Source organism: Streptomyces sp. NPDC089919 (assembly GCF_040684615.1).
Lineage (GTDB): Bacteria > Actinomycetota > Actinomycetes > Streptomycetales > Streptomycetaceae > Streptomyces.
In genome coordinates, this window is sequence record NZ_JBFBGK010000022.1 from 23,761 (window position 1) to 49,977 (window position 26,217).

18 protein-coding genes and 1 pseudogene are annotated in these 26,217 nt (G+C 72.2%); 11 read left to right on the forward strand and 8 right to left on the reverse strand.

What is annotated here, in order from left to right; genetic code table 11:
* Nucleotides 1-157 precede the first annotated feature (157 nt).
* From AB0O40_RS12420 to AB0O40_RS12435, 4 genes are all read left to right on the forward strand, one after another.
* Nucleotides 158-1,480 carry a sensor domain-containing protein gene (locus AB0O40_RS12420; RefSeq protein ID WP_365038988.1) on the forward strand — a complete coding sequence of 441 codons (1,323 nt, stop codon included), beginning with the start codon at nucleotides 158-160 and terminating at the stop codon, nucleotides 1,478-1,480.
* A 10-nt stretch (nucleotides 1,481-1,490) separates the two neighbouring features.
* Complete coding sequence (locus tag AB0O40_RS12425) at nucleotides 1,491-2,141, forward strand: response regulator transcription factor (RefSeq protein WP_365038991.1); 651 nt, start codon at nucleotides 1,491-1,493, stop codon at nucleotides 2,139-2,141.
* A 102-nt stretch (nucleotides 2,142-2,243) separates the two neighbouring features.
* Nucleotides 2,244-2,864, forward strand: coding sequence for a hypothetical protein (locus AB0O40_RS12430; protein WP_365038994.1), 621 nt, complete (start codon nucleotides 2,244-2,246; stop codon nucleotides 2,862-2,864).
* A gap of 617 nt (nucleotides 2,865-3,481) precedes the next feature.
* The gene (locus AB0O40_RS12435) at nucleotides 3,482-3,991 is read left to right on the forward strand and encodes a hypothetical protein (RefSeq protein WP_365038997.1); all 510 of its coding nucleotides are present in this window, start codon (nucleotides 3,482-3,484) and stop codon (nucleotides 3,989-3,991) included.
* A 12-nt stretch (nucleotides 3,992-4,003) separates the two neighbouring features.
* Here AB0O40_RS12435 and AB0O40_RS12440 read toward each other — a convergent pair whose 3' ends face one another.
* Nucleotides 4,004-4,489: a GNAT family protein gene (locus AB0O40_RS12440; RefSeq protein WP_365039000.1), complete on the reverse strand. Its 486-nt coding sequence runs from the start codon at nucleotides 4,487-4,489 to the stop codon at nucleotides 4,004-4,006.
* Nucleotides 4,490-4,722: 233 nt separating this feature from the next.
* Between AB0O40_RS12440 and AB0O40_RS12445 the strand changes: the two genes are divergently transcribed.
* Nucleotides 4,723-12,054 (forward strand): LamG domain-containing protein, encoded by a 7,332-nt coding sequence (locus AB0O40_RS12445; protein ID WP_365039002.1) that lies wholly within the window; start codon nucleotides 4,723-4,725, stop codon nucleotides 12,052-12,054.
* Nucleotides 12,055-12,208: 154 nt separating this feature from the next.
* On the opposite strand, the pseudogene AB0O40_RS12450 reads toward AB0O40_RS12445, so the two are convergent.
* A pseudogene (locus AB0O40_RS12450) lies at nucleotides 12,209-12,585 on the reverse strand (SpoIIE family protein phosphatase); the annotation flags it as partial.
* On the opposite strand from AB0O40_RS12450, the gene AB0O40_RS12455 reads away from it, so the two are divergent.
* Nucleotides 12,568-12,933, forward strand: coding sequence for a hypothetical protein (locus tag AB0O40_RS12455; RefSeq protein WP_365039147.1), 366 nt, complete (start codon nucleotides 12,568-12,570; stop codon nucleotides 12,931-12,933). The pseudogene AB0O40_RS12450 and the gene AB0O40_RS12455 overlap by 18 nt on opposite strands.
* A gap of 231 nt (nucleotides 12,934-13,164) precedes the next feature.
* Here the strand turns inward: AB0O40_RS12455 and AB0O40_RS12460 are convergent, their stop codons facing one another.
* Nucleotides 13,165-13,473: a hypothetical protein gene (locus tag AB0O40_RS12460; protein WP_365039005.1), complete on the reverse strand. Its 309-nt coding sequence runs from the start codon at nucleotides 13,471-13,473 to the stop codon at nucleotides 13,165-13,167.
* A 331-nt stretch (nucleotides 13,474-13,804) separates the two neighbouring features.
* Between AB0O40_RS12460 and AB0O40_RS12465 the strand changes: the two genes are divergently transcribed.
* On the forward strand, nucleotides 13,805-15,391 hold the full coding sequence (locus AB0O40_RS12465) for a hypothetical protein (protein ID WP_365039008.1): 1,587 nt from the start codon (nucleotides 13,805-13,807) through the stop codon (nucleotides 15,389-15,391).
* 122 nt (nucleotides 15,392-15,513) lie between these two features.
* Here AB0O40_RS12465 and AB0O40_RS12470 read toward each other — a convergent pair whose 3' ends face one another.
* Nucleotides 15,514-15,924, reverse strand: coding sequence for a hypothetical protein (locus AB0O40_RS12470; RefSeq protein WP_365039011.1), 411 nt, complete (start codon nucleotides 15,922-15,924; stop codon nucleotides 15,514-15,516).
* A 211-nt stretch (nucleotides 15,925-16,135) separates the two neighbouring features.
* Here AB0O40_RS12470 and AB0O40_RS12475 point away from each other — a divergent pair, with 211 nt between their 5' ends.
* Nucleotides 16,136-16,993 (forward strand): maleylpyruvate isomerase family mycothiol-dependent enzyme, encoded by an 858-nt coding sequence (locus AB0O40_RS12475; protein ID WP_365039014.1) that lies wholly within the window; start codon nucleotides 16,136-16,138, stop codon nucleotides 16,991-16,993.
* Nucleotides 16,994-17,272: 279 nt separating this feature from the next.
* Here AB0O40_RS12475 and AB0O40_RS12480 read toward each other — a convergent pair whose 3' ends face one another.
* Both AB0O40_RS12480 and AB0O40_RS12485 read right to left on the reverse strand, forming a co-directional pair.
* Entirely contained in the window at nucleotides 17,273-18,124 is an 852-nt protein-coding gene (locus AB0O40_RS12480; protein ID WP_365039017.1) for a PRD domain-containing protein, read from the reverse strand.
* A 167-nt stretch (nucleotides 18,125-18,291) separates the two neighbouring features.
* Entirely contained in the window at nucleotides 18,292-20,376 is a 2,085-nt protein-coding gene (locus AB0O40_RS12485) for a glucose PTS transporter subunit IIA (RefSeq protein WP_365039020.1), read from the reverse strand.
* Nucleotides 20,377-20,828: 452 nt separating this feature from the next.
* On the opposite strand from AB0O40_RS12485, the gene AB0O40_RS12490 reads away from it, so the two are divergent.
* The gene (locus tag AB0O40_RS12490) at nucleotides 20,829-21,437 is read left to right on the forward strand and encodes a hypothetical protein (RefSeq protein WP_365039023.1); all 609 of its coding nucleotides are present in this window, start codon (nucleotides 20,829-20,831) and stop codon (nucleotides 21,435-21,437) included.
* 87 nt (nucleotides 21,438-21,524) lie between these two features.
* On the opposite strand, the gene AB0O40_RS12495 is transcribed toward AB0O40_RS12490, so the two are convergent.
* Complete coding sequence (locus AB0O40_RS12495) at nucleotides 21,525-22,100, reverse strand: hypothetical protein (protein WP_365039026.1); 576 nt, start codon at nucleotides 22,098-22,100, stop codon at nucleotides 21,525-21,527.
* A 416-nt stretch (nucleotides 22,101-22,516) separates the two neighbouring features.
* Here AB0O40_RS12495 and AB0O40_RS12500 point away from each other — a divergent pair, with 416 nt between their 5' ends.
* The gene (locus AB0O40_RS12500) at nucleotides 22,517-23,695 is read left to right on the forward strand and encodes a PP2C family protein-serine/threonine phosphatase (RefSeq protein WP_365039029.1); all 1,179 of its coding nucleotides are present in this window, start codon (nucleotides 22,517-22,519) and stop codon (nucleotides 23,693-23,695) included.
* Nucleotides 23,696-23,750: 55 nt separating this feature from the next.
* Here the strand turns inward: AB0O40_RS12500 and AB0O40_RS12505 are convergent, their stop codons facing one another.
* Complete coding sequence (locus AB0O40_RS12505; RefSeq protein WP_365039032.1) at nucleotides 23,751-24,251, reverse strand: MarR family transcriptional regulator; 501 nt, start codon at nucleotides 24,249-24,251, stop codon at nucleotides 23,751-23,753.
* A 357-nt stretch (nucleotides 24,252-24,608) separates the two neighbouring features.
* On the opposite strand from AB0O40_RS12505, the gene AB0O40_RS12510 reads away from it, so the two are divergent.
* Entirely contained in the window at nucleotides 24,609-26,177 is a 1,569-nt protein-coding gene (locus AB0O40_RS12510) for a GAF domain-containing SpoIIE family protein phosphatase (RefSeq protein ID WP_365039035.1), read from the forward strand.
* Nucleotides 26,178-26,217 lie beyond the last annotated feature (40 nt).

A 26,217-nucleotide genomic window follows, 5' to 3' on the forward strand; every position in this document is an offset into this window, starting at 1 on the left:
TGTGGTCCCCGGCACCTCCCGAAGGCCGGTGACCACAGCGAGAAGAGCCGGCCCGCCCCGGCGGATCGCGGTCACGCCAGCCTTGACCCGATCCAGACATGCAGGGCGGGCACAGCCGAACCCCAGCCATGCCCGCCCGAGAGGCATCAAGGACCTGATGCGCCACCTCCACCAGCTGCCCCAGCCCCTCCGGCAGGCCGCGAGCCTCCTGCCCGGCTTGCCCCGCCGGGCCGTGGGTGTCCTGCTCGGCTCCCCGGGCGAGGCCGCGTACGCCCTGCTCGCCCCCGCCCTCGGGCTCGTGTGCGGCCCCGCCCTGCTGACGCTGCTCGCCACCTCCCTCGTCACCGCGATCGTCCAGATCGGCTTGGTCCTCCTCATCGGCACACTCGCCGCTGCCCGTGCCACCAGCGCCCTCCACCGCGCCCTGCTCCGCGGTCTGCTCGGTGAGGAGGTCGGGGCGCCGGCCAAGCGCCCGCGCGGCGTGCGCTCCGCCCTCACCGACGGCGCCGGCTGGCGCGCCGCCGCCTTCACCCTCGCGTACACGCCCATCGGCCTCCTCCTCTTCGCGGTGACGTTCATGGGCAGGTTCTACGGCCTCGCCGCGCTCACCTATCCCTTCTGGTGGCGGGCCGTTGAGGAGGACGGCCACCACGGGACCGGCTTCGGCTTCGGCATCGAACCCGACACCTGGCCCCAGGCGCTGCTCACCGCGGTGGCCGGCGCCGGCATCCTCGCCTTCACCACCTGGTCGACGCGCGGGCTGCTCGACCGCGTCGTACGCCCAATGGCCCACGCGCTGATCGGGCCGGGACGGCTCGAGTCCCGGGTCCAGGAGCTGCAGGAGACCCGTGCCCTGGCCGTAGAGGACTCCGCCGCCACCCTGCGCCGTATCGAACGCGACCTGCACGACGGCGCGCAGGCCCGCCTCGTCGCCGTCGCGATGTCCCTCGCCGGTGCGAAGGACCACCTCGCCCGCGTCCCCGGCGACGCCCCCGAACTGGTGCGCGGCCGCGAGCTCGTGGACTCCGCCCTCGACGGCTCCCGGACCGCGATCAAGGAACTCCGCGACCTGGTGCGCGGCATCCATCCGCCGGCCCTCAACGACGGCCTCGACGTCGCGCTGGAGTCCCTGGTCTCGGGCTACGTGCTGCCGGTGACGCTGGACGTGAACCTTCCGGAGCGCCCCGGGGAGGCGATCGAGAGCATCGCGTACTTCTGCGCGGCCGAGCTCCTGGCCAACGCCGCGAAGCACTCAGGCGCCTCCCGGGCCGAAGTGGCGGCGTACGTGGAGGGCGGAGCGCTGCACCTGTCCGTACACGACGACGGGCGCGGCGGCGCCCGCCCGCGTCCCGGCGGTGGCACGGGGCTTGCGGGACTGTCTGAGCGGGTCAGCACGGTGGACGGGCGGCTGCGCGTCGAAAGCCCCGCCGGCGGCCCGACCACCGTCACCGTGGAACTGCCGTTGGCACCCAGGACCTAGGATCCGTCGCATGCGCATCGTGATCGCCGAAGACGCCGTCGTGGTACGCGAGGGCCTGGTACGGCTGCTCCGGGATCGGGGTCTGGAGGTCGCCGCCGCGGTGGGCGACGCCGAGGCGCTCCTCTCGGCGGTGGCGGAGCACCGTCCGGACGCGGTCGTCGCGGACATCCGCATGCCGCCCACGCACCGCGACGAAGGGCTGCGCGCCGCGCTCACCTTGCGCGAGCGCTACCCCGACCTCGGGGTGCTGCTCTTCTCGCAGTACGTGGAGACGCGCTACGCCGACCGGCTCGCCGCCACCGGCATGTCCGGCTTCGGCTACCTGCTCAAGGAACGCGTCGTCGACGTCGGCGACTTCGTCGACGCCCTGCACCGGGTGGCCGCGGGCGGCACGGCACTCGATCCGGAGGTGGTCTCGACCCTCCTGGCCGCACGGCAGGCAGCACACGGCCTGGCGGAGTTGACCGCGCGCGAGCACGAGGTCCTCGGGCTGATGGCCGAGGGCCGCACGAACGCAGGGATCGCCGCGGGGCTCGCCATCTCCCAGCGCGTGGTGGAAAAGCACACCGCGAGCATCTTCACCAAGCTGGACCTACCGCGCACGGAGGCCGGCCACCGGCGAGTCCTCGCGGTACTGCGGTATCTGCAGGGGGCGGGCTGACGGCGACGCCCGCCGGGAGCACGTGCGGCACGGCGTCGGCGCAGCCCGGCTGCCGGGTTCGACGAAGCCGCCACCCGTGGGGCGGCGGCCTAGGATCGGCGCATGGGTGTGGATATCACGGTGCTGGTCGTGGACTGGGGGCGCTTGGCGGAGGTACCCGCGGAGGAGCGGCTGCGGGTGGTGCAGGAGGCCGCGTACGGGGACGACGACGCCGATGCGGAGGGCGATGTCCTCGCCGGGTGGGTGTGGCCGGCGGTGGCGGAGCGGTCCTGGTTGGGACGGTACGAATTCCAGGGCACGCTCGGCTCGTACAAGCCGCACTTCTGGGCGGCAGAGGCGTGGGAGAAGGTCCGGTCGGCCGCGGGGGATGAAGTGCGGGCGGCGCTGGACGAGTTCTTGGAGGGGCTGATCTGGTGGGGGCCACGGCCCGACGTCGACGCCGAACAGGTGGACCCCGGGGTGTTCCCCTCGCTGGAGGGGCTGTGGCGGTCGGGGCCGGTGATCGTACGCGGCCCGGAGACAGTGGCGCGGCTGCGGCAGAGGTGGTGCGAGGCCGCGCCCGGGCTGGAAGGGCTGCGGATCCCGTACGCGGAGCTGGCAGGGCGTGAGCCGGGACAATGGATCGCCGGGTTCGAGGAGTTCGCCGAGCTGGTACGCGGCTGGGCGGAGGTCATCGGCGAAGCAGAACGCAGGGGGTGGGGGGTCATCGGCCTGCCGATCTAGATCGACCGGCAGGACGTCGATACCGACGCGGCGGCAGTCGGCGACCAGCCGGCCTCCGGCGTAGGAGTCGACGGTGCCGTTGCTCGCATCAGCTGCTGCTCGCGCGGAGCCGGTCCAGCCTTCCGGTGTGGAGACGCACCCGCCACATGATCTCGCGCTGCATCGACGCCCGCTTCGTCCTCGTCGGACCCTGGCTCCCCGCCCGTACAGGGCCGGCCTCCGGTCTGTCACACGAGGATGTGACAGACCCGAAGGTCGCGGGTTCAGGGGGTACACCGCAGGTCAGAGCGTGTGACAGACGCCGTGTCACATCTGGTGTCACACGGCCGTGTGACACCGCCATGGCAGGGCGGCGAGCCCGCCCCGGTCCTTGGCGGACAGGAGACGCCGGTGCCGGCGGCGCGGGAGGTCTTGGCCTGGCCGCCCGCCTCGTGCGCATCGGAGAACGCGTCCTTGGCGTCCGCCTGGGCGCGGGAGGGGCCAGGGAGTAAGACTCATACCGGCTGCGCCGAGTTGCTGGTGCCGGTACGCGTCGATCACGGTGCACCGGGCCGCTGAGCAGCACCCTCGACAAAACACGCTCGACCGGGACGCGCCCTCAAGGCAATCATGGCCGAATGATGTCGACCGAAGCAGCAGCGATCGCGTTCCAGGACCACGCCACCCTCTGGAGTGTGGGAGAGAACAGTGCGAGCAATGTCGTCGATGCCGCCTGTGATGCGCTCGTTGCCGGACTCGACAGCCCGGGCCTTCGGATCCTCGCCGCCTGCACGCGCGCCGAGGCGTCCTACGACGTCCCTGACCTGCTTCCGCCGGCACTTTACGAACTCGGTCTCACCTTCTATCCGTACGCCGGCGAAGCCGGTCGGGAAGCCGCGGCGCGAGCACTCGCACGACGCATGCTCGCCGGCGAGCTGGAACCGTCCGAGTTCACCTACCGGATTCATCAGCGCTACGGACATGAGCTGCCCCTGACGGCACGGCTCGCCGAGCTCGACGACGAGTACGACATTCTCGAGTACGGCGACAGAACCGTGGAAGAGGTCAACGCCGAGGTCACGGCCGAGGCCAGGCGCCTCGCAGCCGACCCGCGCGCTCCCACCGCACCCACGGACACCCCCAGCTGATGTGCCCGGCGCTCAGCCGCCCGGGGGCGGCGGAAGCGACCCGGCATCCCGGCCGTCGCTCCCCCGCCACTCCTCCTCAAGGATGCTGAACATCTCGGAGTCCCGCCAACCGTCCCGGATCAGCGCGGTATGGCGGTGACGTCCTTCCCCTGTCATGCCGAGCTTGCCGAGCACCCGCGCCGACCCGAGGTTCCGCGGGTCACATGTGGCATTTATGCGGTGGAGCTCGAACTGTTCGAACCCGCGCGCCAGGAGTTCCCTGGCTATCGCCGTGCCGACGCGTGCGACTCCTCTTCGGTGTTCGGTCCCCAGGTCTGGAAGCGACAAGCCTCGGGGAGGGAAGCCCAGGCGTGGACAGCTCGCCAGTCCGCGAGCTCGATCTTGCTTCAGGTCACCGGATGTCGAGTCACCAGCCGATCTTGCCAGATGCAGTGAACCCCGACGTGCCGGGTCAGCCGAGGGCGGTGCCCCTCCTGCCCGCAGAGCTTCAGGTGTCACTGGTGGGCCGGCCGGAACTGCGCCGGGAGACGCAGCCCTTTCGCCGATCGGACCCCCCGGCGAAGTCCGGCCAACTGGCGACTGATCAAGTCATACGCAGATACAGCTCGTTCGCAGTCTCTTCACGGGATATCCGCAGATGCCAGACTGACCGACGTCCCGCCGGGGGTACGTCCGTCGCCGCTCCAGGCGGGAGCGAACGGGAGCGGCGTTCCGCGTGTGGGAGGGGAACAGTGGCACCTCAGGAATCCCTGCTGAAGGTCTACGGAGACCGGTCGTACCGGCATGTGACGATGGCCCGGCACCAGGGCACGACACTCGCGTTCGCGATGGACTCGGCCCGGCGGATCGTCTACTCCGTGTTGGACCTGGCCGGTCAGCAGTCCAAGGGGGACGCGGACGCCGCGTACTGGAGCGACAATCCGTTAGAGCTGGTCCTGCCCCGGGAACTGGCCGAGGTGGGGTTCGCCGTGGTCGGGGCGACGGCGATGCCGACGGTCAAGCGGGGCGGGGCCGAGGCGGCGGTAGACGAGCGGCCGTTGGACAGCGAGATCGACCCGTACCTGTCCACGACCGCGCGATTGACGGCGGACACCCCGTTCCACGTGGTGTCGGACGGCACGTACGTGGTGGTGCTGCGGCAGTCGATCGGCGAGACGCACCCCGACGCGGTGTACAAGCTGACCGGCGGCGGATGCTCTGCGAACGCCTCCCGTACCGACTTCGTGCTGAGCGGCAACAAGAAGGTGCCCCTGGTACGCGACACCCTGCTGTGCGACCGCTTCCTGTTGGTGGACGGAAAGCTCAAGCCGGTGCTGGAGGTGCGCTACAAGCGCAGCCGGCACGCCACCCGTCCCGCCTCGGCCAAGGACACCCTGGGCACCGAGGACATGGAGGGCCGGCCGTTCTACGAGCCGACCCAGGAGCTGTCGTTCGTCCGCAACCTGACCCAGGGCCGGTTCGCAGCGGTGCTGGTGCCCACCGCGGTCAGCAGCGCGCGGCGCTGGCAGTTGTTCGCCCACAACGACGCCACCGGAAGGATCGACTGCTTCAGCGTGGAGCAGGGCGTCCAGGGGTTGTTCAACACCCAGGGCACGCGTTTCTACACCAGCCCGGACCCGGTGTACCGGGACGCCGTGTTCGAGCGCAGTCCGGGGACCTGCCCGTTCACCAACCAGGACCTGGTGCCGGTGACCAGCACCGAGGGGCACGCGGAGACCGCCCTGGGCTTCACCGGTGCCAACGACGCGCACGTCGACCTGGGCGACCCCGCGGCGCTGCGCTTCGGCGGCAGGGGCTACTCGATCGAGGCATGGATCAAGCCCACCGCGTACGACCGCCCGGTGCTCTCCCGGGGCGGGGAGTACCGGCTCGGCCTGGACGCCGGCGGGTCCTTGCGCCTCGCGCACGAGGGGGCCCCGACGGCGATCGTCTCCACCGAGACCGTCCCCAAGGACGTCTACACGCACATCGCGGCCACCTTCGACGGGACGACCGCGAAGCTGTACGTCAACGGCAAGCCGTCCGGCAGCGGGGCGTTACCGTTCACGCCGGCCACGGGCGTGAACACCCTGATCGGCAAGCAGGTCTCCGGCACCACCGCCGAGCTCTTCGAGGGCGACCTCGACGAGGTGCGGGTGTGGAGCCGGGTCCGGTCCGCCGCCGAGCTCGCGGACGACCTGAACCACCGGCTGGTCGGCAACGAGCCGGGCCTGGTCGCCTACTACCGGTTCGACGAGGGCTCCGGGGCCACGGCCTACGACCAGAGCGACCGGGCCCTGCACGGCACGCTCAAGGGCGACGCGAAGTGGACCGGCTCGGACGCGCCGGTGGGCGACCACCCCGGGGTGCGCCGCGACAGCTTCGTCCTCAAGGGGCGCACGGTCGAGTCCGGCATGTCCGCCGTGATCTACCACCAGCAGGAGAACGTCTCGGCCGGCTACCGGCCCGACCCCAAGCCCGCCAAGCGGCAGGCCCGGGTGATGCTGGCGTTCGCCGCCAAGTACGGCCAGGAGCCGGCGCTGGTGAGCCTGGACTTCGCCGTCGGCCGCGACGGCCGGCTCGCCCAGGTGCCCGACGTGTTGGACCCGGCGGTGCTCCGGCGGCCGGCCAAGGGGCAGGACTCCGAACAGGTCAGCACCCTGCAGCAGTTGATCCGGCAGTTGGAGCCGGAGGTGGCCGCCCTGCCGGTGGAGATCACCCGGTTGGGTGCCACGGCCGGCCAGGTCGCCTACTGGCAGGGGGAGCACGACCGGCTGCTGCCGGGGTTCGAGAGGCTGGAGCGGCAGTACCTTGCCGAGAAGGACGTGCCGACCGCCTGGAACTACACCCTGGAGGTCAAGACCCCGCGCGAGGTCGACGGCCAGGTGCTGCGGTACTTCAACGCCCCCATCCACCAGTCGACCATCGTCGCCCTCGCCTCCACCCGCTCGGCGACCTGGCGGCTGGAGGCCACCGGTGAGAGCCAGAACGGCAAGCCCTTCTACTGGGTGATCGGCAACAACGTCAACAACCTCGACCTGCACGTCACCAAGAACTCGTCGGCGCAGAACGCCATGCTGGACACGGTCGTCCGCGAGCCGGGCAACGGCTTCACCCAGTTCCAGCTGACCGCCCAGGGCGAATACACCCGCATCGTCAACCGGGGCAGCAAGCTCGCGCTGGGCCTGCCCGCCTCGTTCCCGGCCCCGGTCCCGGTCCAGTCGAGCGAGTGCCTCACCGGCGACTCGGGCCTGATCAAGATGGTGCGCGTCTCGCTGCGTTCGGGGGTGGACACGGCGTACCTGCAGGCCAAGCAGGAGATGGACACCGTCCGCGAGCGCCTCCAAGAGGCGAAGACGGCCGTGCAGCGCGTCAACGAGCTCCAGCTCGTCCTGACCGGCAAGCAGGCGGCGCTCAAGGACGCCCAGGAGAAGCTGGCCCGCCTGTCGACCGCCCTGCAGGGTGACGACGACCTGACCGTGGCCATGCCGCTGATCTCCGTGGACACCACCGGGCTCAGCCTCTCCGGCGGACTGCTCGAATTCGCCCGCGGCACCGACCGGCCCGCGCTGCTCGACAGCGGCACCGGCAACGTCGTGCTGTACTTCCGCGGCGCCAACGAGCAGTTCTTCGCCGTCTACTACGACACCGCCGTCACCCGAGGAACCCAGCGGCTGACCGGCAACGGCGGCACGCTCGGCTTCCTCGCCCGCGATCCGGGCGTTCTCCTGGACTCCTGCACCATCAAGGTGTCCGACGGAGACGCCCCCGGCCGCTGCGACCTGACGATCACCGTCGGCGGCGACACCGAGACCTGGCGCTCGCTGCCGCGCAAGGCCGAGCACATGGCCGCCGCGCTGGCCGGGCAGTCCGGCCAGGCGGTCACGGTCGGCACCGTCGCCCAGCTGACCGGCAACACCGTGGAGTTCACCACGGCCATCACCACGGCCGTCGCTACCAAGGCCCACCTGCAGATCGGCACCAACGGGTACGCCGCGTCCGCCGATGCCCCGGTCGGTGCCAAGACGCTGACCCTCACCACCGCAGGCACGGCGATCAAGCCGGGCGACGCGGTCACCGTGGTCGGCTACGACTGGGCCCGCGCCGAGTCCACCCGGGTGGGGGTCCTGCTCTCCGCCGGCTCCCGGCTGATCGGCCTGAACACCGGCGGCGCCACCTCCGTGCCCAACGGCACGGCCATACCGGTGACCGGTGGCCGCGGCTGCCGCTGGCGGGCCGAGATGCCCGGCCGCGCCTTCCTGTTCGACGGCAAGGACCAGTACCTGACACTGCCCGTCGCCCAGCAGAAGAGCGCCGTCCCGGCCGGCGACCTGACCCTGGAGGCCTGGGTCAACCCCGAGGCCGGACAGGGCCGGGTCGTCCACGCCCAGACCGGCGGATCCGGATACTCGCTGGCGCTGGCCGCCGTCGACCTCCCGGCGCGCCAGTTCACCGGCACCACCAAGGTCGAGCTGACCAACGCACTCGACCTCGCGGGCCGGGACTTCACCGTCGAGCTGTGGGCCAAGCGCAACCAGGCCCGCGGCCGCCGGGAGCCGCTGCTCACCCACGGAGTGATGACCGGGGCCAAGAACCAGACCCTGCACCTGCATTTCGAGTCGAACGACACCTTCACCTTCGCGCTGTTCGGGGACGACCTGACCACCCCCCAGCCCTACCCGGACCTGGGATGGCACCACTGGGCCGCCGTCTACAAGCACGCCACCCGCGAGCAGATCCTGTACCGGGACGGCACCGAGGTCCACCGCCGCACCGCCACCGGCACCTACACCGGCAGCGGGCCGCTGGTCCTCGGCCACCAGCCTTTCACCGGCGACCATCTGGACGGGCAGATCGATGAGGTCCGGGTCTTCGGGCGGGCCCGCACCGCCCAGGAGATCTCCGCCGAGCGCAACCAGCGGCTGTCCGGCCGGGAGCCCGGACTGCTCGGCCACTGGACCTTCAACGAGCCGAACAGTCCGGCCTCGCCGATCAAGGGCTACCAGGTGGTCGCGCGGGTCGGCGACCAGGTGCTGCGGTCGGCTGACCGGTTCCCGTGCAACGAGTGGGCGCACCTCGCGGCGAGCTTCACCCAGGCCTGGGCGCTGCGCCTGGACGGCGGCGAGGGCCTGTCGGTGGCCTCGCAGGACTCGCTGAACGTCGTGGAAGACCTCACCATCGAGGTGTTCGTCCAGGTCGACAAGGTGGGCGCGCCGATGGCGCTGGTCACCAAGGGGTCGGCCGTCGGCGGCGGTCGGGAGGGCGTCCCCTACCAGCTGGGCGTCCTGGCCGACGGCCGGGTGGAGTTCGCCTTCGCCGAGGCCGACGGAAAGCCCGTCCGGTACGTCTCCGACCGGACCGTCAGGCCCGGCGCCTTCCAGCGGATCAGCGTGGTGCGTCAGCGGCGCAAGGCCGACGTGAGCGCCGCCACCAGCACCCAGACGGCCACGGCCGGCCAGCCCGATCAGGACATCCGCTTCTACCTCGACGGCGCGCTCGCCGGCACCTACGTCTACAGCGGCCCGGGCGCGCAGTCCAACGACAGCGACCTGGAGCTGGGCCGGGGTCTGCGCGGCATCCTGTGCGAGGTGCGGCTGTGGAGTTCCGCACGGACGTTCCAACAGCTCGGGCAGGCGGTCGCCCCGCGCGAGAAGGGGCTGCTGGCGCGCTGGCCTTTCAACGAGAACGCCGGCAACGCGACCCTGGACGTCTCCGGCTCCTTCCCCGCCAAGCTGCGGGGAGCGCGTTGGACTCGCGACGTCGACCCCGCCGCCAGCCCGCTGCGGCTGTACCGCAACGGCGAGCCGCTGCTCGCCACCACGACCCCGACCCCGGCGGACCTCCTCCCCTACGGCGACCCGCAACTCACCCTCGGCGCCCAGCTGGAGGGGGGCAAGGCCACCGAGCTGCTGACCGGCACGCTGGAGGAGGTGCGGATCTGGCGCACCGTGCGCACCCGGGAGCAGATCCTGGACAACCTGTTCACCCGCCTGCGTGGCGACAAGCAGGACCTGCTCGGCTACTGGACCTTCGACCGGGACTCCACCGCCGCCACCACCACCTCGGTGCGTGACGAGGGCCTGCGCGGGAACAACCTGGCCTTCTCGACGAAGCGGCCACGCATCCTGCTCTCCACCGCGCCGGTGTCCACCGACACCGCCCAGGTCCGCTCGGCGCTCGCCGACGTCCGCACGCCGTTCCACGACACCGTCTCCGGCGCTCCCGCCGCCTCCGAGTACGCCGACCTCCAGTTCGACGCCAAGGGCGAGACGCTGGGCGTGCTCAAGCGCTGCTACGGCTTCGTCCGCGACGGCCGCTGGCACCTGGTCACCGGCTACAAGGTGGGCGACCTGACGACCGAGTGGGTCGGCCAGGCCCAGTTCGACCCGCAGCTGATGGGCTACGTCGAGGGCGCCCCGCCGGTGCCGTCGGAGAACCTCACCGACAAGCCCGACGGCTTCGCCGGCGCCGCCTCGGTGGAGTTCACCGAGGCCGACGAGGTGGTGCACAGCCTGTCCGCCAGCAAGACCCGCAGCACCAACACCGCCTTCAACGTCTCCTTCGGCCTTGAGACCGTCGCCGACGTCATGACGGTCGCCGCGCCCCTCGGCTTCGGTACCGCGAGCCCGCTGGCCGAAGGCCAGCTCAAGATGGCCGTGACGGCCGGCCTGGAGTTCTCCAACACCTGGAGCGAGGACACCACCGTCAGCCAGGGAAAGAACACCGCCCGCAAGACCAAGCTGGAGCTGACCGGGTACACCGAGGACGCCGCCAACGTACTGAACTCCGACATCGGAGCCCGGTACGTACCCGCCAACACCGGCATGGCGCTGGTGCAGTCGCAGACCGCCGACGTCTTCGCGCTGCGCCTGGCGCACACCGGCGCCCTGGTCGCCTACCGGATGCTGCCCAACCCGGACATCCCGCTGGACTGGAACATCATCCACTTCCCGATCAACCCCCGCTACACCAAGCAGGGCACCCTCGACGGCGGGGTCGGCTTCGATGCCTTCGGCAAGGTCACCGACCCCGACTACCCCACCGCCACCTCCTACGGCGAGTACAGCTACTTCAAGCCGCGCGACGCGTACGCGCTCAAGCGCCGCATCACCCGCGACCAGCAGCGGCTGCAGGCCCTCTACGAGTCGATCTCGACCGACGTCGGCCACAACTCGGGTACCGAGCCGGCCGAGGTCCAGGCCAAGGCGGTCCTGCGCTCGATGGGCATGTCCGCCGAGCAGCAGGACAGCACCCGCTCCACCACCGGCAGCGCCGCCGCCAGCGGCTTCTCGCACCGGGACCTGGTCAACACCTACGTCTGGACGGCCCAGGGCGGCTTCTTCGCCGAGACCACCGAGGCCACCGACGCCGTCAGCGAGACCACCTCCGGCTCGTACAACTTCACCTACTCCTACGGCGGCAACTTCGACCTGAGCTTCGGCGCCCTCGGCCTCGGCTGGGCCTTCCACCTCGACGCCTCCCGCGGCGGCGGCTTCAGCACCACCCGGGCCAAGGGCAAGGAGTCCTCCCGCAGCTTCGGCCTCGACGTCCAGTGCGCACCCTCGAACGACCTGCAACGCCGGGACAGCAACGGCAAGCCCCTGTACGACGCCGCGGGCAAGCCGGTCCTCGTGCCGGGCAAGGTGGACGCCTACCGCTTCCTCACCTTCTACCTCGGCGAGACCAGCGCCAATTTCGACGACTTCTACCACAAGGTGGTCGACCCGACCTGGCTGTCGGGCAGCAACGCGCCTGACGCGGCCGCGCTGCGCCAGACCCGCCAGAGCTCCGCCAAGCCGCCGTGCTGGCGGGTCCTGCACCGCGTCACCTACATCAGCCGGGTCCTCGCCCCCGTCCCGCCGCCCGGAGCGCCGCCGCTGGAGAAGGCCATGCGCACCGAGAACATCGCCAGCAACTACGAGTTGATCAAGCGCCTCGAACCGTACGTGCGACCCGCGGCCACCAGCTCGGCCGACCTCGCCGCCGCCACCCGAGACGCCCTCGCGGCCCACCTGCCCGAACTCCTGCCCCACACGGCCGAGATCACCGAATACCTCGGCCACTACTTCGGAATGGAGAACTGAGCCCCGCGCGGCTCCCCGACCCGTCGGGGAGCCGCGCCGTCGGCGCAGACGACGTTGCGGGCGGTATCCGTCGGCGGTCAGGTCGGTCTGGCCGCCGACCGTCGTCGACCTCGGGGGCCGGCCGGCGGGCTTCGTCGGGGGCGGGCGTGCCACCTCACGCGAGGGTGCGGAAACGGGTGTCGGGTCCGTGCCAGTGCAGGCACAGGACGGTGGCGTCGTCCCGGGGCGGGCGGCCGTCGTAGGCCTCGGTGACCGCGCCGACCAGCGTGCGGACGACCTCACGGGGGTGCTCGGCGGAGGTCTTGCGCAGGAGACCGGTCAGGTCGACCGATGCTGGTTGCCGTGCTCGAGGAGCGCTCGGTGGGCCTGCCGGGCCTGCTCCGCCAGGTCCTCGCCCCGGCGGGCGCCGCGTGAGGCGTTGACGAGGAGGGTCGCTGTGAGGGAGGCCTGGGTGTCGTGGCCCATCGCGTCGGTGATCGACAGGTGCAGGGTGTTCTGGTCGAGGCTGTAGTCGTGGGTGTCCCCGGCGAGAACCGACCCGACTGCGACGACGGCGGCTGCTCGGACCGCAGCGGCGGCGGCGTGTACGTCTTCAAGGGCACCCGTAGCGGAATCACCACCTCCGGCTCCGCCTTCTACGGGCACAAGGCGCCCGGGTTGCCGGTCCCGAAGGGGTACTACCGCTTCGGCGGCGAGCTGAAGGTCACCGATCTCAACGGGGACCGGCAGCCCGAGGTGACCATGCCCGTCTACCCCGCGATCTGGTCGGTGGGCACGAAGGACGGGCGGTTCGCCGGGACTTCACCCACCCGCGTGGTGAAGCCGTCTCCGGACCCGAAGATCGACGGTGACTGGGCCTTCGGCCAGCTCGCCGACTGACCGCCAGCGCCGCCGTCCCGGTACGACACCCCGTGCCGTACCGGGACGGCACACCGCCGGCCGGGGCGTCAGCTGCGCGAAACCGTCACGCTGCCCGCGGCCACCTTCTGGTGGCCGATCGGGCCGCCGGCCCAGCCGCGCAGCGCGCGGACGGTCCCACTTCTTCGTACCGCGAAGAGCCAGCACCACTGGGTCCAGCGCGCACGACGTGCACCGTCGGGCGGAGGCGGCCTAGGAGCAGATGTGTTTGAACGCGGTCGCGCCCGGTCGGGCGCGGAACTTCACCTTGTGACCGGCGTCGTCGGTGAAGACGGCCTCGGTCCTTGAGTTGAGGGTCATCCTGCCGCGCTGACTCGGGTTGTCCCAGCCGTCGGGCGGGTTTCCGGATCCATCGGACAGCGGTGTCTCCGCTTCGAAGTACGTAGAGGCGATTCGGGCCTCGTCGATGCCGCAGTGCGTGTACAGCTCGTAGGGGATCACCGCCCCGACACCGGATCCGTCCACGCCGACGGCGGTCCCACCGGTCTCGACAGCGTCCACGGGCGCGGTCGGCTCATCGGCCGCCCCGCCCGCCTGGGCGCACCCGGCGAGGACGCCGACGGCCAGGGGCAGCGCGAGGACGGTCCGTACGAATCTGCGAGTCATGTCCTTCCGACGCACCCGCCCGGCCGGCGGTTCCAGGAACAGGTGTGTCGGCCGGCGGGTCCTGCACGCACCGCTCGACCCGTGACCTCCGCTCGACCCGTGACCTCCGCGCGATTCGCGGCGTTCGCCCAGGGCGAGTTCAACGGCCGTCGCCCGTGCGGACCAATACGGTGGCCACACCGCCCCACGCCGGGCGCGCCACGGGCTGGACGGGAGGACGACCGGGATGACGCAGGCCGCAGTGAGTGAGCTCGACGAACGGGTGCCGGGGCGGCGCTGGACGGTACGTCTGGACCCCGTCGGCCGGGGAAGTACGGCCGTGCGGATCTCATGCAGCCGGCCCGCCTGTGCCGAGCAGCGTCTGCCGTCCGCGGCCGCCGGGCGGGCGGCGGCAGTCGACCACGTCAAGGCCCACCTGCGCGCCGCCGCCGCGCCGAGGGCCGCGGCGTACTGTGCGTGCCGGCTGGCGGACTGCCGCAGCCACCTGTCCGACACCGGTCGACCCCGTACCGAACCCTGGCGGTGCGGTGGCCCGGTCGTGCTGGCCGTGGTCACCGACCGGGAAGCGCGCTGGTGGCAGGTGATGGAGTGCTGCTCGCGCTGCGCGGCCGCCACCCCCGGGGCCAGGACCGCCGCCACCTCCCAGCCACCCGCGGCCTCCGACCAGCCGGCCGCCCCGGCCGCGGGTACGAGCCCGGCGGCGGCCGCCGGTGCCGGGGCGCCGCAGTTCTCCGACCATCAGGCCACCGGCCCGTTGCCGGCCCCCCGCCCTGCACCGGCGCGACGCCGCCCGGCCCAGGCGAAGATCGCCCAGCTCCTCATCCCCCACGATCTGCGGCCCGTCGTCCTGCGGGACGAACTCATCGAACTCGGCGATCTCTTCCGCGCCTACCAGAAGCGCGAGCAGCCCGATCTGGAACTCCTCGCCGACCTCCAGGAACGCAAGGCCCGAGCCTTCAACTCCTGGGCCGACACCACCGGCCAGGGACACCTGCGCTGGGAGGCCCAGCGCGCCGCGCAGGCCGCCGCCACCACCCGGCTCCAGCATCAGCAGCGCTCCGGCGGCACCGCCGGCGACTCCGTGGCGCGGCTGCTGAGCGTGGCGGGGCAGTGGGAACACGCCCGCACCGTCCTCGCCCACGCGGCCGAGCACACCCCGCTGCCCGGCCCCGACGCACGGCTGCTGGCCCTGATGCTCACCCTGCGCACCGCGCACACCGGCACCGGGAACCTCGTCGGCCAAGACCTCACCGCCCTGGGCCTCGACGATCCCCAGGACCTCGTCGAGAAGCTCACGGCCTGCGGATGGCTGACCCTCCCCGGCACCGCCGGCGACCTGCTGGCCTCCCGGCCGGAGAGCCCCACCCCGATCGCCGTCCCCTCGCTGGCACCCGGACCGGACGGGACGGGACCGTTCACGTTCGGCAAGAAGACGCGGCCCAAACTCTCCGGCTGGGCCCAGAAGGTCACCTCCGACAAGAAACTCCGCAAGGCCAAAGCCAGTTCCGCCACCCGGCTGCTGGCCCTGACCCTGGCCACACAGTGCGACGCATCGGGATGCCTGGGATCCGGCGGCCAGGGCGTCGACCTGGACGCCCTGGCCACCCTGGTCCCAGCCGACAGCGATGAACTCGAGCGTCTGGTCGAACAACTGACCGCTGCGGACTGGCTCACCGGCGCCGCCCTCACCACCACCCGTCTCACCGGGCAGCTCACCGAACGCGTCCTCGCTCTCACCTGCCCCTTGCCGGAGCAGGTCGGCGCCGCCCCGGCCTCCGGGCCGTCCTCCCGGCGACTCGCCGACACTGTGTGAGGGCGCGGACCGCGCGCCGGCGCCCCGGCCCGCACAGGGCTGCCGCGCCTGCCGTGCCCCGACCCGCACCCCCGGGCCGGGGCACGGCCATACCCGCTACGGACGGGCCTCGCCCGGCCCGGTCACGGGCGGCCGTACCGCTTGCACTTGTAGAAGGTCGCGGGGATCTTGCCGTCGTCGAGGCAGATCCGCACGACTGCGGCTCCGCCGGGGACGTCCGCCGGCACGACGAACGCGGGGAACTTCTCACTGGTGCCGCAGGTACGGGAGGTGAAGGCGAGGGCCAGCTTCTTGTTCCTGGCATCGAGGGTGAAGGCGGTGGTCCCCCGACAGCTCGACGAGGAAACCGACTTCTGGACGCCCGCCACGCTGACGGAGCGGTTGTGCCACGTGATGGTGCCCCTCGTGTAGGTGTTCCCGTAGGTGACGTCGAACGTGGTGGTGGGGTCGGCCGCGTGGGCGGCGGGTGCGTTGACCAGCAGGCCGGCGCTCAGGACGGCTGTTCCCACGACGGCGGCGAGGCGTGCGTGCATGTGATCCCCCATATGACGGAACTGCCCGGTCGGGCCGTACCAGCGTAGGACCCGGTACCACCTACGCCGCGCTCCCCCGGGAGCCGAAACGACCAGCACGGTCCGACCCGGGCGGTCCCCGGTGTGGCCGGTTACGCTGAGTGATGGACAAGTGCGGCGCAAAGTGATTATTGGGTGGCGAACAGGTCACCTGATGGGCAGGCTGGAACGTATGAAGACCCAGCTCACCGACGCCACGAGCCGTTCCTGGCTCGGTCCTCCCATCGATGCCCGCCCGTTGTTCGCACCGGAGCAGGCGGCTCTGATGGCCACGCTCCGCGGCCTGTCGGCCGCCGACTGGGACAGGGAGGCGGTGCCCGGCTGGACCGTCCGCGATGTGGCGGCACACGTCCTGGGCGACTTCTACGGACGTCTTGCGCGGGACCGCGACGGACACCAGGGCGGGCCCGGCCTCGCGCCTGGTGAGAGCCTGGAGGCGTTCATCCACCGCGCCAATCGCGAATGGGTCGACGCCGCCGGGCGGCTGAGCCCGCGCCTGCTCACCGATACCCTCGACCTCGTCGGCGGGCAGGTCGCCCGGTTCTTCGAGAGCGTCGACCTGGACGCGCCATCGCTGGGCGTGTCCTGGGCGGGGGCCGATCCGGCGCCGATGTGGCTGGACAGCGCCCGCGACCTCACCGAGTTCTGGACCCACCGCCAGCAGATCCGCCATGCCACCGGCCAGGGCACCGACACCGATCCCCGGCTTCTCTCCGTGGTCCTGGACACCTTCATGCGGGCCCTGCCCCACACCCTCCGCACGACCTCGGCACCGTCCGGTACGCAGGTCGAGGTACGGATCGACGGTCCGGCAGGCGGCAGTTGGACCGTGACGGCCACCGAGGCGAAGTGGACCCTCGCCGAAGCGGCCACCGCGCATCCCGCCGCGGTCGTCGCGCTGGACGCCGAAACGGCCTGGCGCCTGTGCACCCGCGGCATCCAGCCGGACGCCGCACTCCACCGCGCGCGCATCGAGGGCGACCGGCAACTCGCCGCAGCCGTATGCGACATCGTGTCGATCATCTACTGACATCGAGCTGGGGCCCATCCCGGCATGAGTGCCATCGGGTGGGCGATGCCGGCGTGTACGGCGACACGAGCCTGGCCGTACCCCACACCGCATCGGTGTCGTGTCCGTCCGCGGTGGGCCCGCTGAGACCGTTCGCCAGCGTCTTGGCGATTCGGCGGTACTCGGTCGGCCGGCGCCCACCCCGCACCGGCCGGCCGGCTCCGCCGGTGCGCGCGGTCGTGGCTGTCATGGGCGTCCGCACCGGAGCGGAGGGCTTCGGGCCGGGCCCTGCGGGCCGACTCAGGCCGCGGTGCCGTCGGGCTGGGTGGTCATGCGGGCGATGTGGAGGGCAAGGTAGGAGACCTCGTCCTCGCTCAGGCGCTCGCCCAGCCGCAGCTCGACGACGGTCGCCAGCTGCTGGGCCGTGGCGGTCGCCTGCGGGTAGTGCCGTCGGATGCCCTCGCCGATGGTGGACTCGTGGCCGGTCAGCTGGCGGTGCTGCTGGATGCGCACGAAGAGGTAGCGGACGTGGGTGATGAAGCGCGCCGCGCTCATCGACTCCTGGGGGACGGACAGCCCGTACCGCTCCCGGACGACCGCGAGCATCTGCTGGATGACGCCGGTCATCGTGTACGTGAAGGACAGGTCGCCGGAGGCGAAGCCGGCGTTGACCAGGTGCAGGGCGAGGGCGATCGCCTCGGACTCGTCCAGCTGCGGGTCCAGGCGGGTGTTGACGGCGGCCAGCAGGCGCTGTGCCTGGGCGTATTCGGCGGCGTACAGGGTCTGTACCTCGGCGCGCAGCGGGTACTCGACGACGGTGCCGCGCCGGGCCCGGTCCAGGGCGCCGGAGATGTGGTCGGCCACGGCGATGGCCAGGGTCGGGCGGGTCGACTCGCGGCCCTCGATCCCCGCCTCGTCCAGGGCGATCACGACGGCCCGCAGGACCTCCTCGTCGATCAGGGCCAGCACCTCGCTGAGGTGGTCCGGGTCCCGGCCGTCGGCGGGCACGAAGACGCGCACGATCAGCGCCGGGTCGACGGGTTTGCCCTGCCGGGAGCCGAAGCCGATGCCCCGGCCGGTCAGGATGACCTCCTGGCCCTTGTCGTCCCGCGCGAGCACCACGTTGTTGTTCAGGACGCGCAGCGCCTTCACCGCTTGCTCTCCCTCTTCTCCGCCGACCGTTGTGTCCGGTCCGATCCGGTTCGGTGCCATTTTCCCGCATGCGGGACCGAGGTCGTCCCCGCGCCGCCCCGCGGGTGCGGCGCCGGGCACGGACTCCCTCGGAAGTCCGTGCCCGGCGCCGGTCGTCGCCCCGGCGGTCAGCGCCGGACGGTCACCACGGGCTGCCCGAGGGTGACGTCCTGCCCGGTGCGGGTCTCGACCGAGGACAACTCGGCCGAGTTGGGGACGGTCATCAGGGTGACGGTCGGGTGCTGCGCCGCGCGCACCGCGTCGAGGTCGACCTCGGCGAGCAGGTCTCCGGCGCGGACCCGCTGCCCGGCCTCGGCGCGCACGGTGAAGCCCTCCCCCTTCATCTGCACGGTGTCGATGCCGATGTGGATCAGCACCTCCACACCGTCGGCGGTCCGGATCCCGAAGGCGTGCCCGGTGCCGGCGACGGTGACCAGCTCGCCGTCGACCGGCGCGACCACACGGCCGTCCGCGGGCTCGATCCCGACACCGTCACCGAGCGCGCCGGAGGCGAAGACCGGGTCGGGCACCTCGTCCAGAGCGATCACCCGGCCGGCGACGGGGGCGAGGAGGTCCAGGCCCGGGGCCGCGGCGGGCGGTGCGGCCGGCACCGGCCCGGTGGAGTCGTGGCCGGCGACCGCGGCGGCGCCGACGGTGACCAGCTCCCGCGCGGGCGCGGGGACGGCCGCCTCGCGGGCCGCGGCCTCCGCCGCGTCCCGCTCCGCATTGGCCTGGGCGCGCTGCTCGGGGGTGCGGAAGTCGGAGAAGTACACGAGCGCCATCGAGGTGAAGAAGGCCGCGCCGATCGCGATCGAATAGACGGCCATCGGGGAGAAGACCGGGATGGTGAGCAGCGAGGTGAAGGCGAAGGCCTTGGTGTCCACCCCGCCGAGCACGCCGACGATGACACCGCCGACCAGGCAGCCCACCAGCATGCGCGGGTAGATCCGCTTGAAGCGGAGGTGGATGCCGTACAGGGACGGCTCGGAGATGCCGCCGAGCAGGCCCGCGGCCAGGGCGCCGGTCGCGGTCTGGCGCATCTCCTTCTCGCGGTGGCGGACCGAGAGCAGCAGCACGCCGGCGGTCGCTCCGAAACAGGCGAAGTTCCAGGCGCCCATCGGGCCCTGGATGAAGTCGTAGCCGATGGTGTTGATGTTGACGAGCATCAGGGCGTTCAGCGGCCAGTGCAGACCGAGCGGCACCAGGAACGGGTACAGCAGCGGGATGAGGATCGCGAAGACGATCGGGGCGTTGCCGTTCAGCCAGGACAGCCCTTCACCGAGGCCGTTGCCGGCCCAGACGCCCAGGGGTCCGATGAGGAAGGCGGTGACCGGGATCATGATCAGCATGCTGAAGAACGGCACGAAGACCAGCTGGACGTTCTCCGGGAAGATCCGCTGGAGCCCCTTGTAGACCAGGGCCAGCAGGGCGACCATCAGCAGCGGTACGAAGACCTGGCCGCCGTAGTCGTTGAGCTGCATCGGGAGCCCGAAGACGTGGGCCACGCACTCCTGCGTGCCCAGTGTGGCGTTGGTGGTGCAGGTCACGCCCGGGACCTTGGAGTCCGGGCCGAGCATCCCGGTGAAGTTCGGGGTCATCACCGCGGCCATCACGGCCGCGCCGACCCAGGGGTCGATCCGCAGCTTCTTCGCCGCGTTGTAGGCGACCATCACCGGCAGGAAGTACAGCACCGAACGCCACATGGCGTCGACGAAGACCCAGGTGGCGGACTTGTCCGCGGCACGGAAGTCGATCACTCCCAGCGCGTCGAGGACCGAGGCGATGGCGATGATCAGCGAGGCGCCCAGCAGGACGCCCATGAGGGGGCGGAAGGAGTCCGAGAGGTATTCGAAGAAGTTGTCCAGCCAGGCGAACCGGCCCCGGCTCTTGGCCCGCATCGCGGCCTTGACCTCGGCATCGGTCTCGGGGCGGGGCGTGCCGCCGCCGGTCATCGACGGCAGGTTCATGATCGTGGCGTAGACGCCGGCCACGGCCCCGCCGATCACGATCTGGAAGCGGTCGCCGGACTGGGCGACGGTGCCCATGACCCCGTCGAGGGCGTCGAGCGCGTCCTTGTCGGCTTTCGCTGCGTCGTGGAGCTGGAAGCGCAGCCGCGTCGCGCAGTGCGTGAGGCTCTCGACGTTCTCGGCTCCGCCGACGCCGCGGAGGATCTGCTCCGCCAGCGCCTGCGGTCCCGGTACCGGTGTGTTCATGATGCGTCCTTGCATCCTGGGGCTCGTGCCGTCCTGCTGGGTCGTGACCGGTCCCGCCCGGGATCCGGGCAACAAAAAAGGCCCGGGTCGCGCCAACGGCGCCACCCAGGCCTTGCCTCCCCTCGAGCGGAGAGCCGCCGCGCATCGCGCTACCGCGACACCGGTGTCTTCCTCGGGGAGTAACAATCCTGTTGATCGAGACTGATCTGGCGCAACGGTAACACGTCCTCTGACGCGGTCTTTACGTCGTGCCGAGGGACTGGCGGTGGCAGGCACGGCCCGGGCGGGCGGGGCGCTGCAACAGGACTGCGAGACGGGCTCCCGACGGTTGTTACCTTTCGTACGGATCATCCAGATATCGGGTCCGTAGCGTGGCGTACGCACCGCAGCGGTACGCGCCCTGCTGCCGCCGCTGTCGCCCCCTCCCCCACCACTCCGCAAGGACTCCCCGCATGAGCACGCAGCACCAGGCCCGCCGCCGGCACCTCCGCACCGTGGCCGTCGCCGCAGTCGTCGTGGCGGGTATCAGCCTGCCGATCGGTGTCGCCGCCGCCCACTCGCCCGCCCGCGCGTCCGCCACCGCGCCGACGGCTGCGGGCGATGTCCCCTCCGACACCGGCCGGCAGACCGAGCCCCAGGACCGCGTCCCGGTGCGGACCGTCAAGCTCGAGGACGGCGGCCGTGCCAAGGTCACCTGGATCCTCGGCACCCCGCGCGCCGACCTCTTCGACCGCGCCGGCGAGCCCCAGGGCGCCCTGGCCCGGCCCGGCGCGACCAAGACCCTCCCCTCCGGCCTGAAGGTCACCCTCCGGCACGGCGGGACCCTCACGCAGGACGCCGTCAAGACCCGCACGGGCCAGCGCTACGTCAGCCTGCGCGACGGCGGTGTCGCGAAGATCTCCAAGAAGGGCAACGGCACCTACAGGGCCACCCTCCACGACCGCAAGGACACCCGGCGCACCGCCTTGGACTCCCGCACCAAGCCCACCGCCCTGCTTCCCTCCGGCCTGAAGGTGACCCTCACCCCCGGCGGCAACATCACCCAGACCTGGCAGCGCTGAGGCCGCCACCGACACGGCCGACGGGACCGCTGGCGGTGCGCGCGGACGGGACGCGCCCGGGTCCGGGCGCCGGCGGGGTGTTCACCGCTACACGGACGGCCCGGGCCGGCTCCAGCCGGTGGCTTCGAGGACTGCGGCCGCGACGTCCGCCGGTGTGCGGCGGGTGGTGTCCACGGCCAGGTCCGCGACCGCGGCCCGGTCGAGGACGGAGTCCAGCTCGGCGGCCCGCTCGAGGTGCCACGGCAGGGACTCGGTGTCGTGGTCGGCCTCGTGCCGGCGGCGGAGCCGGGCTTGGACGGAGCCGAGGTCCGCGGTCAGGCGGCACACCCGCAAGGGCACCCCGACCGCGGCCTGCAGGGCGTCGCGCTGCGCCGCGTCCTCCGCGACACCGGCCAGGACGAGGTGCCGTACCCCGGCGGACCGGTAGGTGGCGGTCACGGCGCGCAGGTTGGCGAGGAGGAGGCGCTGCTGGAACGGGTCGTCATCGGGGGCCGGCCAGGCCTGGCACAGGCGGTCGAGGTCGATGACGGCGTGCGGAAGACCGGCATCGGCCAGGAGGTCGCCGAGCAGGTCGGCGGTGGAGGTCTTGCCGACCCCGACCGTTCCGGTGATCAGCAGCGCAGCCGGCTCGGCAGGGAGGGCCGGGTCGTGGGTCGAGGGCATGACGTGTCCTGAAGTGCGAGCGTACGAACGGTGGAGCAGGGGCCGAACCGGGCCGGAGGCCGCCGAACGGCGGGATCGCCGAACGACGCCCCGCGGAACGGCCGCACCCGAGCATGTCCGACATCCTCACAAACTGCGCTGAACCGACCAACCGCATTTCACCGGAGGCTCCAGGCACCGCCGTTGCAGCTCCGGCCCCGCGGTGGTTTCCCGGTCCCGGCCCGCACCGCCGGGTCGACGCAGGCAGTAACATGTCGTCAGTTGCCGCATGGCAACTTTTTAGATGATGAATTGTGGTTCGGGGCGGATGCCGACGGGCTCCGCGTCCACGCGGCCGGCCGGGTCCGGTCGTACGGATCGGCGGGAGTCGGCCCGTTGTCCCGCCTACGAGCCCTCCGTGAGAAATGATGCTCGCCATGACGAGGTTCCTGGCCGTCGAGCGCGCCCTGCGCACGGCCGCTCCGCACGATCTCCTGCGCGCCGTCCGCTCGGCCCTCACCGCGCACTACGACGCCATCGGGGTCGACCTGCTGATGGCCGACTACAGCCTGACGGTGCTCCAGCGGGTCACGGCCCTCCCGCACACCGGTGACCCGCTGGACGTGCGGACCACCCCGCAGGGACGGGCGTTCGGCAGCCAGGAACCGTACGGCCAGTACTCGGCGGAGGGCAACACCTTCGACCTCCACCTGCCCGTGACGGTACGCGGGGACCGGCTGGGCATCCTGACGGTCCGGATGCCCGAGGAGCTGTCGGGCCCGGAGACCGTCGGGGAGCTCCAGGACGTGGCGGAGCTGCTGGGGCACGAGATCGTGGTGGCCGAACGCGACACCGACGTCTACCTCCAGGCCCGGCGGGCGAGCCGGCTGACGCTGGCGGCCGAGATGCAGTGGCAGCTGCTGCCGGGGCGTTCCTGCTCCCGCCCGGAGTACGCCATCGGGGCACAGCTGGAGCCCGCGTACGACATCCACGGGGACAACTTCGACTGGTCCACCACGGCGGAGACCCTGGTCCTGACCGTCACCAACGGGATGGGCGAGGGGATCCAGGCCTCGCTGCTCACCAACCTGGCGGTCAACGCGCTGCGCAACGCCCGCCGGGCGGGGGTGGGGATCGCGGACCAGGCCGCGCTCGCCGACCAGGCCGTCCACAGCCGGCACCAGGGGCGGGAGTACGTCTCGACGCTCCTGCTCTGCCTGGAGCTCGCGACGGGCCGGGGCGAGGTCGTGGACGCCGGCTCACCGCAGCTGTGGCGGTACCGGGACAGATCGGTGGAGCGGGTGACCTTCGAGGCCCAGTTCCCGCTGGGGATGTTCCAGGAGTCGCAGTACGTGCCCCAGGCCTTCGAGGCCCTGCCGGGCGACCGCCTGGTGTTCGTCAGCGACGGCGTCTACGGGGCCGCGGACCGCAGCGGTGTGGCCTACAGCGAGCGGGCGCTGGCCCGGGCGATCCATGCCACCAGTCTGCTGCCGGCCGCGGCGGTCCCGCGGGCGATCCTGGAGACCCTGGCGGACTACCGCGACGCGGCCGCGGAGGACGACGCGCTGGTGACGTGCCTCGACTGGTTCGGCCGGCCCGCGGCGTCCGACGCGTAAGGCCGGCGCCCTCCGGCCCGGCCCGGACGCCGCGACGGGATCGCGGGCCGGCCGGTCAGGCGGTGTCCGAGAGGCCGGCCGGAGCGTCCGCCGCCGCGTCCAGGCCGACCAGGCCGGCGGCGGCGTCGCGGAAGGCGGTGAGGCCGTCGGCGAGGGCCCGCCGGTCCTGGGGGGACATCCTGGCGAGGACTTCGGCCGTGCGGGCGGAGCGCAGGGCCCGTGCGTCGGCGAGTACGGCCTGGCCCTGGCGGCTGAGGCTGAGTTCGACCTCGCGGCGGCTGGTGGTGGCCCTGGAACGGCGTACCAGTCCGGCGGCTTCCAGCCGGTCGCACAGCCGGCTCACGGCCGGGGCCGCCGAGCCCAGGACCTCCCCGAGGTCGCGCAGGTTGATGCCCTCGCGCTGCTCGATCACGGTCAGGGCGCGCAGCTGGGAGGGCGGCACGGGCGTCGCGGCGGCTTCGTGGCCGGGCCGCCAGAGCACTTCGAGCAGTTCCGCGACCGCGCACGCCTGCGGCACTCCCTGCGTGTCGGGGAGGGCGTGGAAGGCTCTGGGCATTGCACCACTGTGTCAGCCGGCTGCCCATTTGTCAGGCGCCGCAGCACAGGGCCCGCTCCTCCGCCGGCGCGTCGCCGCGACCGGTGCGGCCGGCCCGGGCGCCCCGCGCTCGGCCGCGCACCGACCCGCCGGTGATCTGACGGGTCGTCCGGGCGACGGCCGCCGTGGGGAGATGGCGCGCTTGCCACGGCTCCGGGCAGGGGATAGTTTCCATGAGGCAATTATTTAACTTTCGACCCAATGAGGTGAGGGGTCCGCCCAGCGGGCCTCCAGCATGTGGTGAACTCCACGCAGGCAGCAACGTCCGATCCGGACGCCGGGCGCGGCCCCTGGCACGGCGCTCCGTACCCGGTGTTCATGACGGACGGGCAGGCGGTCCTGGTGTCCGTCAACGAGGCCGCCGCCCTCGTCCTGCCGGGTGCGCGCCCCGGCGTCGCGCTGGCGGACGTGGCCCCCGACTGGCTCACCGTCGCCGCGCCGCGGGCGCACCGGGAGGCCGGGCCGGGCGGGGATCCGGTGGCCCGGGGCGCGGTGGCCGGCCGGACGTACGCGGCCCATCCCGCTTCGCGCGGCGACGGCTGCGTGGTGTGGTGGCTGGTCGACGACACCGACCAGCGGGAGGCCCGGGACGCCCTGACGGCGGAGCGGGAGCGCACGGCGTTCCTGACGCGCGCCTCCAACCTGCTGCTGTCGTCCTTGAACCTGGACCGCTGTATGGGCATCACGGCCCGGCTGGCGGCCGACGAACTCGCCGACGCCGCCGTGGTCATCGCCGCCGGGCACGGCCGTGAACTCCCCGTCGTGACGGCCCGCCGGGGCATGGAACCCGCGCACTCGAGCGTGTCGGCGAACGCGTCCCGGGTACCGGGCCTGGCCGAGGCCCTTCAGGGATTCCCGCCGGTCCCCTCACGCTGGATCGATCCGGCCGCGGCTCCGTCCTGGCTGGTGCCGGAGGGCTTCGGGGCGGTGGGGGCGATCGCGATTGTGCCGCTGCCCGGGCACGGCGTGCCGGCCGGGGCGCTGGTGCTGCTGCGCCGCGAGCGCAGCGCGGCCTTCACCGAGGCCGAGGAGGTCTTCGCCCGGCTGTTCGCCGCGCGCGCCGGGGTCGCGATGTCCGCGGCCCGCCTCTACGCCGAACAGGCCTCGATCTCGGAGACGCTGATGCGGGCCCTGCTGCCCCCGACCCTGCGGCAGGTGGCAGGGGTGGAGTACGCGGGCGGGTACCGGCCCTCGAAGGACCACGAACGCGTCGGCGGCGACTTCTACGACGTGCACCCCGCCGTCGTCGAGGGCGGTCCCTGCCTGGTGGTGCTCGGCGACGTGTGCGGCAAGGGCCTCGAAGCCGCCGTTCTGACCGGCCGGATCCGCAACACCCTGCAGGCGCTGCTCCCGATGGCCGAGGACCACGAGCAGATGCTCGGCCTGCTCAACACCTCGCTCCTCAACACCCACGACGCCCGGTACGCCACCATGGTGCTGGCCTCGGCCCAGCGCCGGGGCAGCACCGTGCAGCTGCGGCTGACCAGTGCCGGCCACCCGCGTCCGCTGGTGCTGCGGGCGGACGGGCGCGTCGAGGAGGCGGCCACCCGGGGCACGCTGATCGGCGCCCTCGCGGAGGTCAGCGCCGTACCGGTGGAGGTGGTCCTCGGCCCGGGCGAGGCCTGCGTGCTGTACACGGACGGCATCGTCGAGGCCCGCGGCGGGCCCCTGGGCGGGACGGAGTTCGGCGAGGAACGCCTGCGCCGCACCCTGTCGCACTGCGCGGGCATGCCCGCCGAGGCGGTGGTCGAACACGTCCAGATGACCGTGGCGGCCTGGGTCGGCAGCGGCCGGCACGACGACATGGCCGTGGTCGTGATCGCCGCGCCCCGCAGCAACCACCTCAGCGCCGTGGACGGCCGCACCAAGGGCAGGTTCACCACGTGAGCGCTCCCGCCGCGCCCGGCACCCGGCCCGGCCCGGCGGC

Excerpts from the sequence above, each read along its gene's own strand:
- AB0O40_RS12420 (WP_365038988.1), top strand. The coding sequence starts at position 158 with ATGCGCCACCTCCACCAGCTGCCCCAGCCCCTCCGGCAGGCCGCGAGC.
- AB0O40_RS12425 (WP_365038991.1), top strand. The coding sequence starts at position 1,491 with ATGCGCATCGTGATCGCCGAAGACGCCGTCGTGGTACGCGAGGGCCTG.
- AB0O40_RS12430 (WP_365038994.1), top strand. The coding sequence starts at position 2,244 with ATGGGTGTGGATATCACGGTGCTGGTCGTGGACTGGGGGCGCTTGGCG.
- AB0O40_RS12435 (WP_365038997.1), top strand. The coding sequence starts at position 3,482 with ATGATGTCGACCGAAGCAGCAGCGATCGCGTTCCAGGACCACGCCACC.
- AB0O40_RS12465 (WP_365039008.1), top strand. The coding sequence starts at position 13,805 with ATGACGCAGGCCGCAGTGAGTGAGCTCGACGAACGGGTGCCGGGGCGG.
- AB0O40_RS12470 (WP_365039011.1), bottom strand. The coding sequence starts at position 15,924 with ATGCACGCACGCCTCGCCGCCGTCGTGGGAACAGCCGTCCTGAGCGCC.
- AB0O40_RS12475 (WP_365039014.1), top strand. The coding sequence starts at position 16,136 with ATGAAGACCCAGCTCACCGACGCCACGAGCCGTTCCTGGCTCGGTCCT.
- AB0O40_RS12485 (WP_365039020.1), bottom strand. The coding sequence starts at position 20,376 with ATGAACACACCGGTACCGGGACCGCAGGCGCTGGCGGAGCAGATCCTC.
- AB0O40_RS12490 (WP_365039023.1), top strand. The coding sequence starts at position 20,829 with ATGAGCACGCAGCACCAGGCCCGCCGCCGGCACCTCCGCACCGTGGCC.
- AB0O40_RS12495 (WP_365039026.1), bottom strand. The coding sequence starts at position 22,100 with ATGCCCTCGACCCACGACCCGGCCCTCCCTGCCGAGCCGGCTGCGCTG.
- AB0O40_RS12500 (WP_365039029.1), top strand. The coding sequence starts at position 22,517 with ATGACGAGGTTCCTGGCCGTCGAGCGCGCCCTGCGCACGGCCGCTCCG.
- AB0O40_RS12505 (WP_365039032.1), bottom strand. The coding sequence starts at position 24,251 with ATGCCCAGAGCCTTCCACGCCCTCCCCGACACGCAGGGAGTGCCGCAG.
- AB0O40_RS12510 (WP_365039035.1), top strand. The coding sequence starts at position 24,609 with ATGACGGACGGGCAGGCGGTCCTGGTGTCCGTCAACGAGGCCGCCGCC.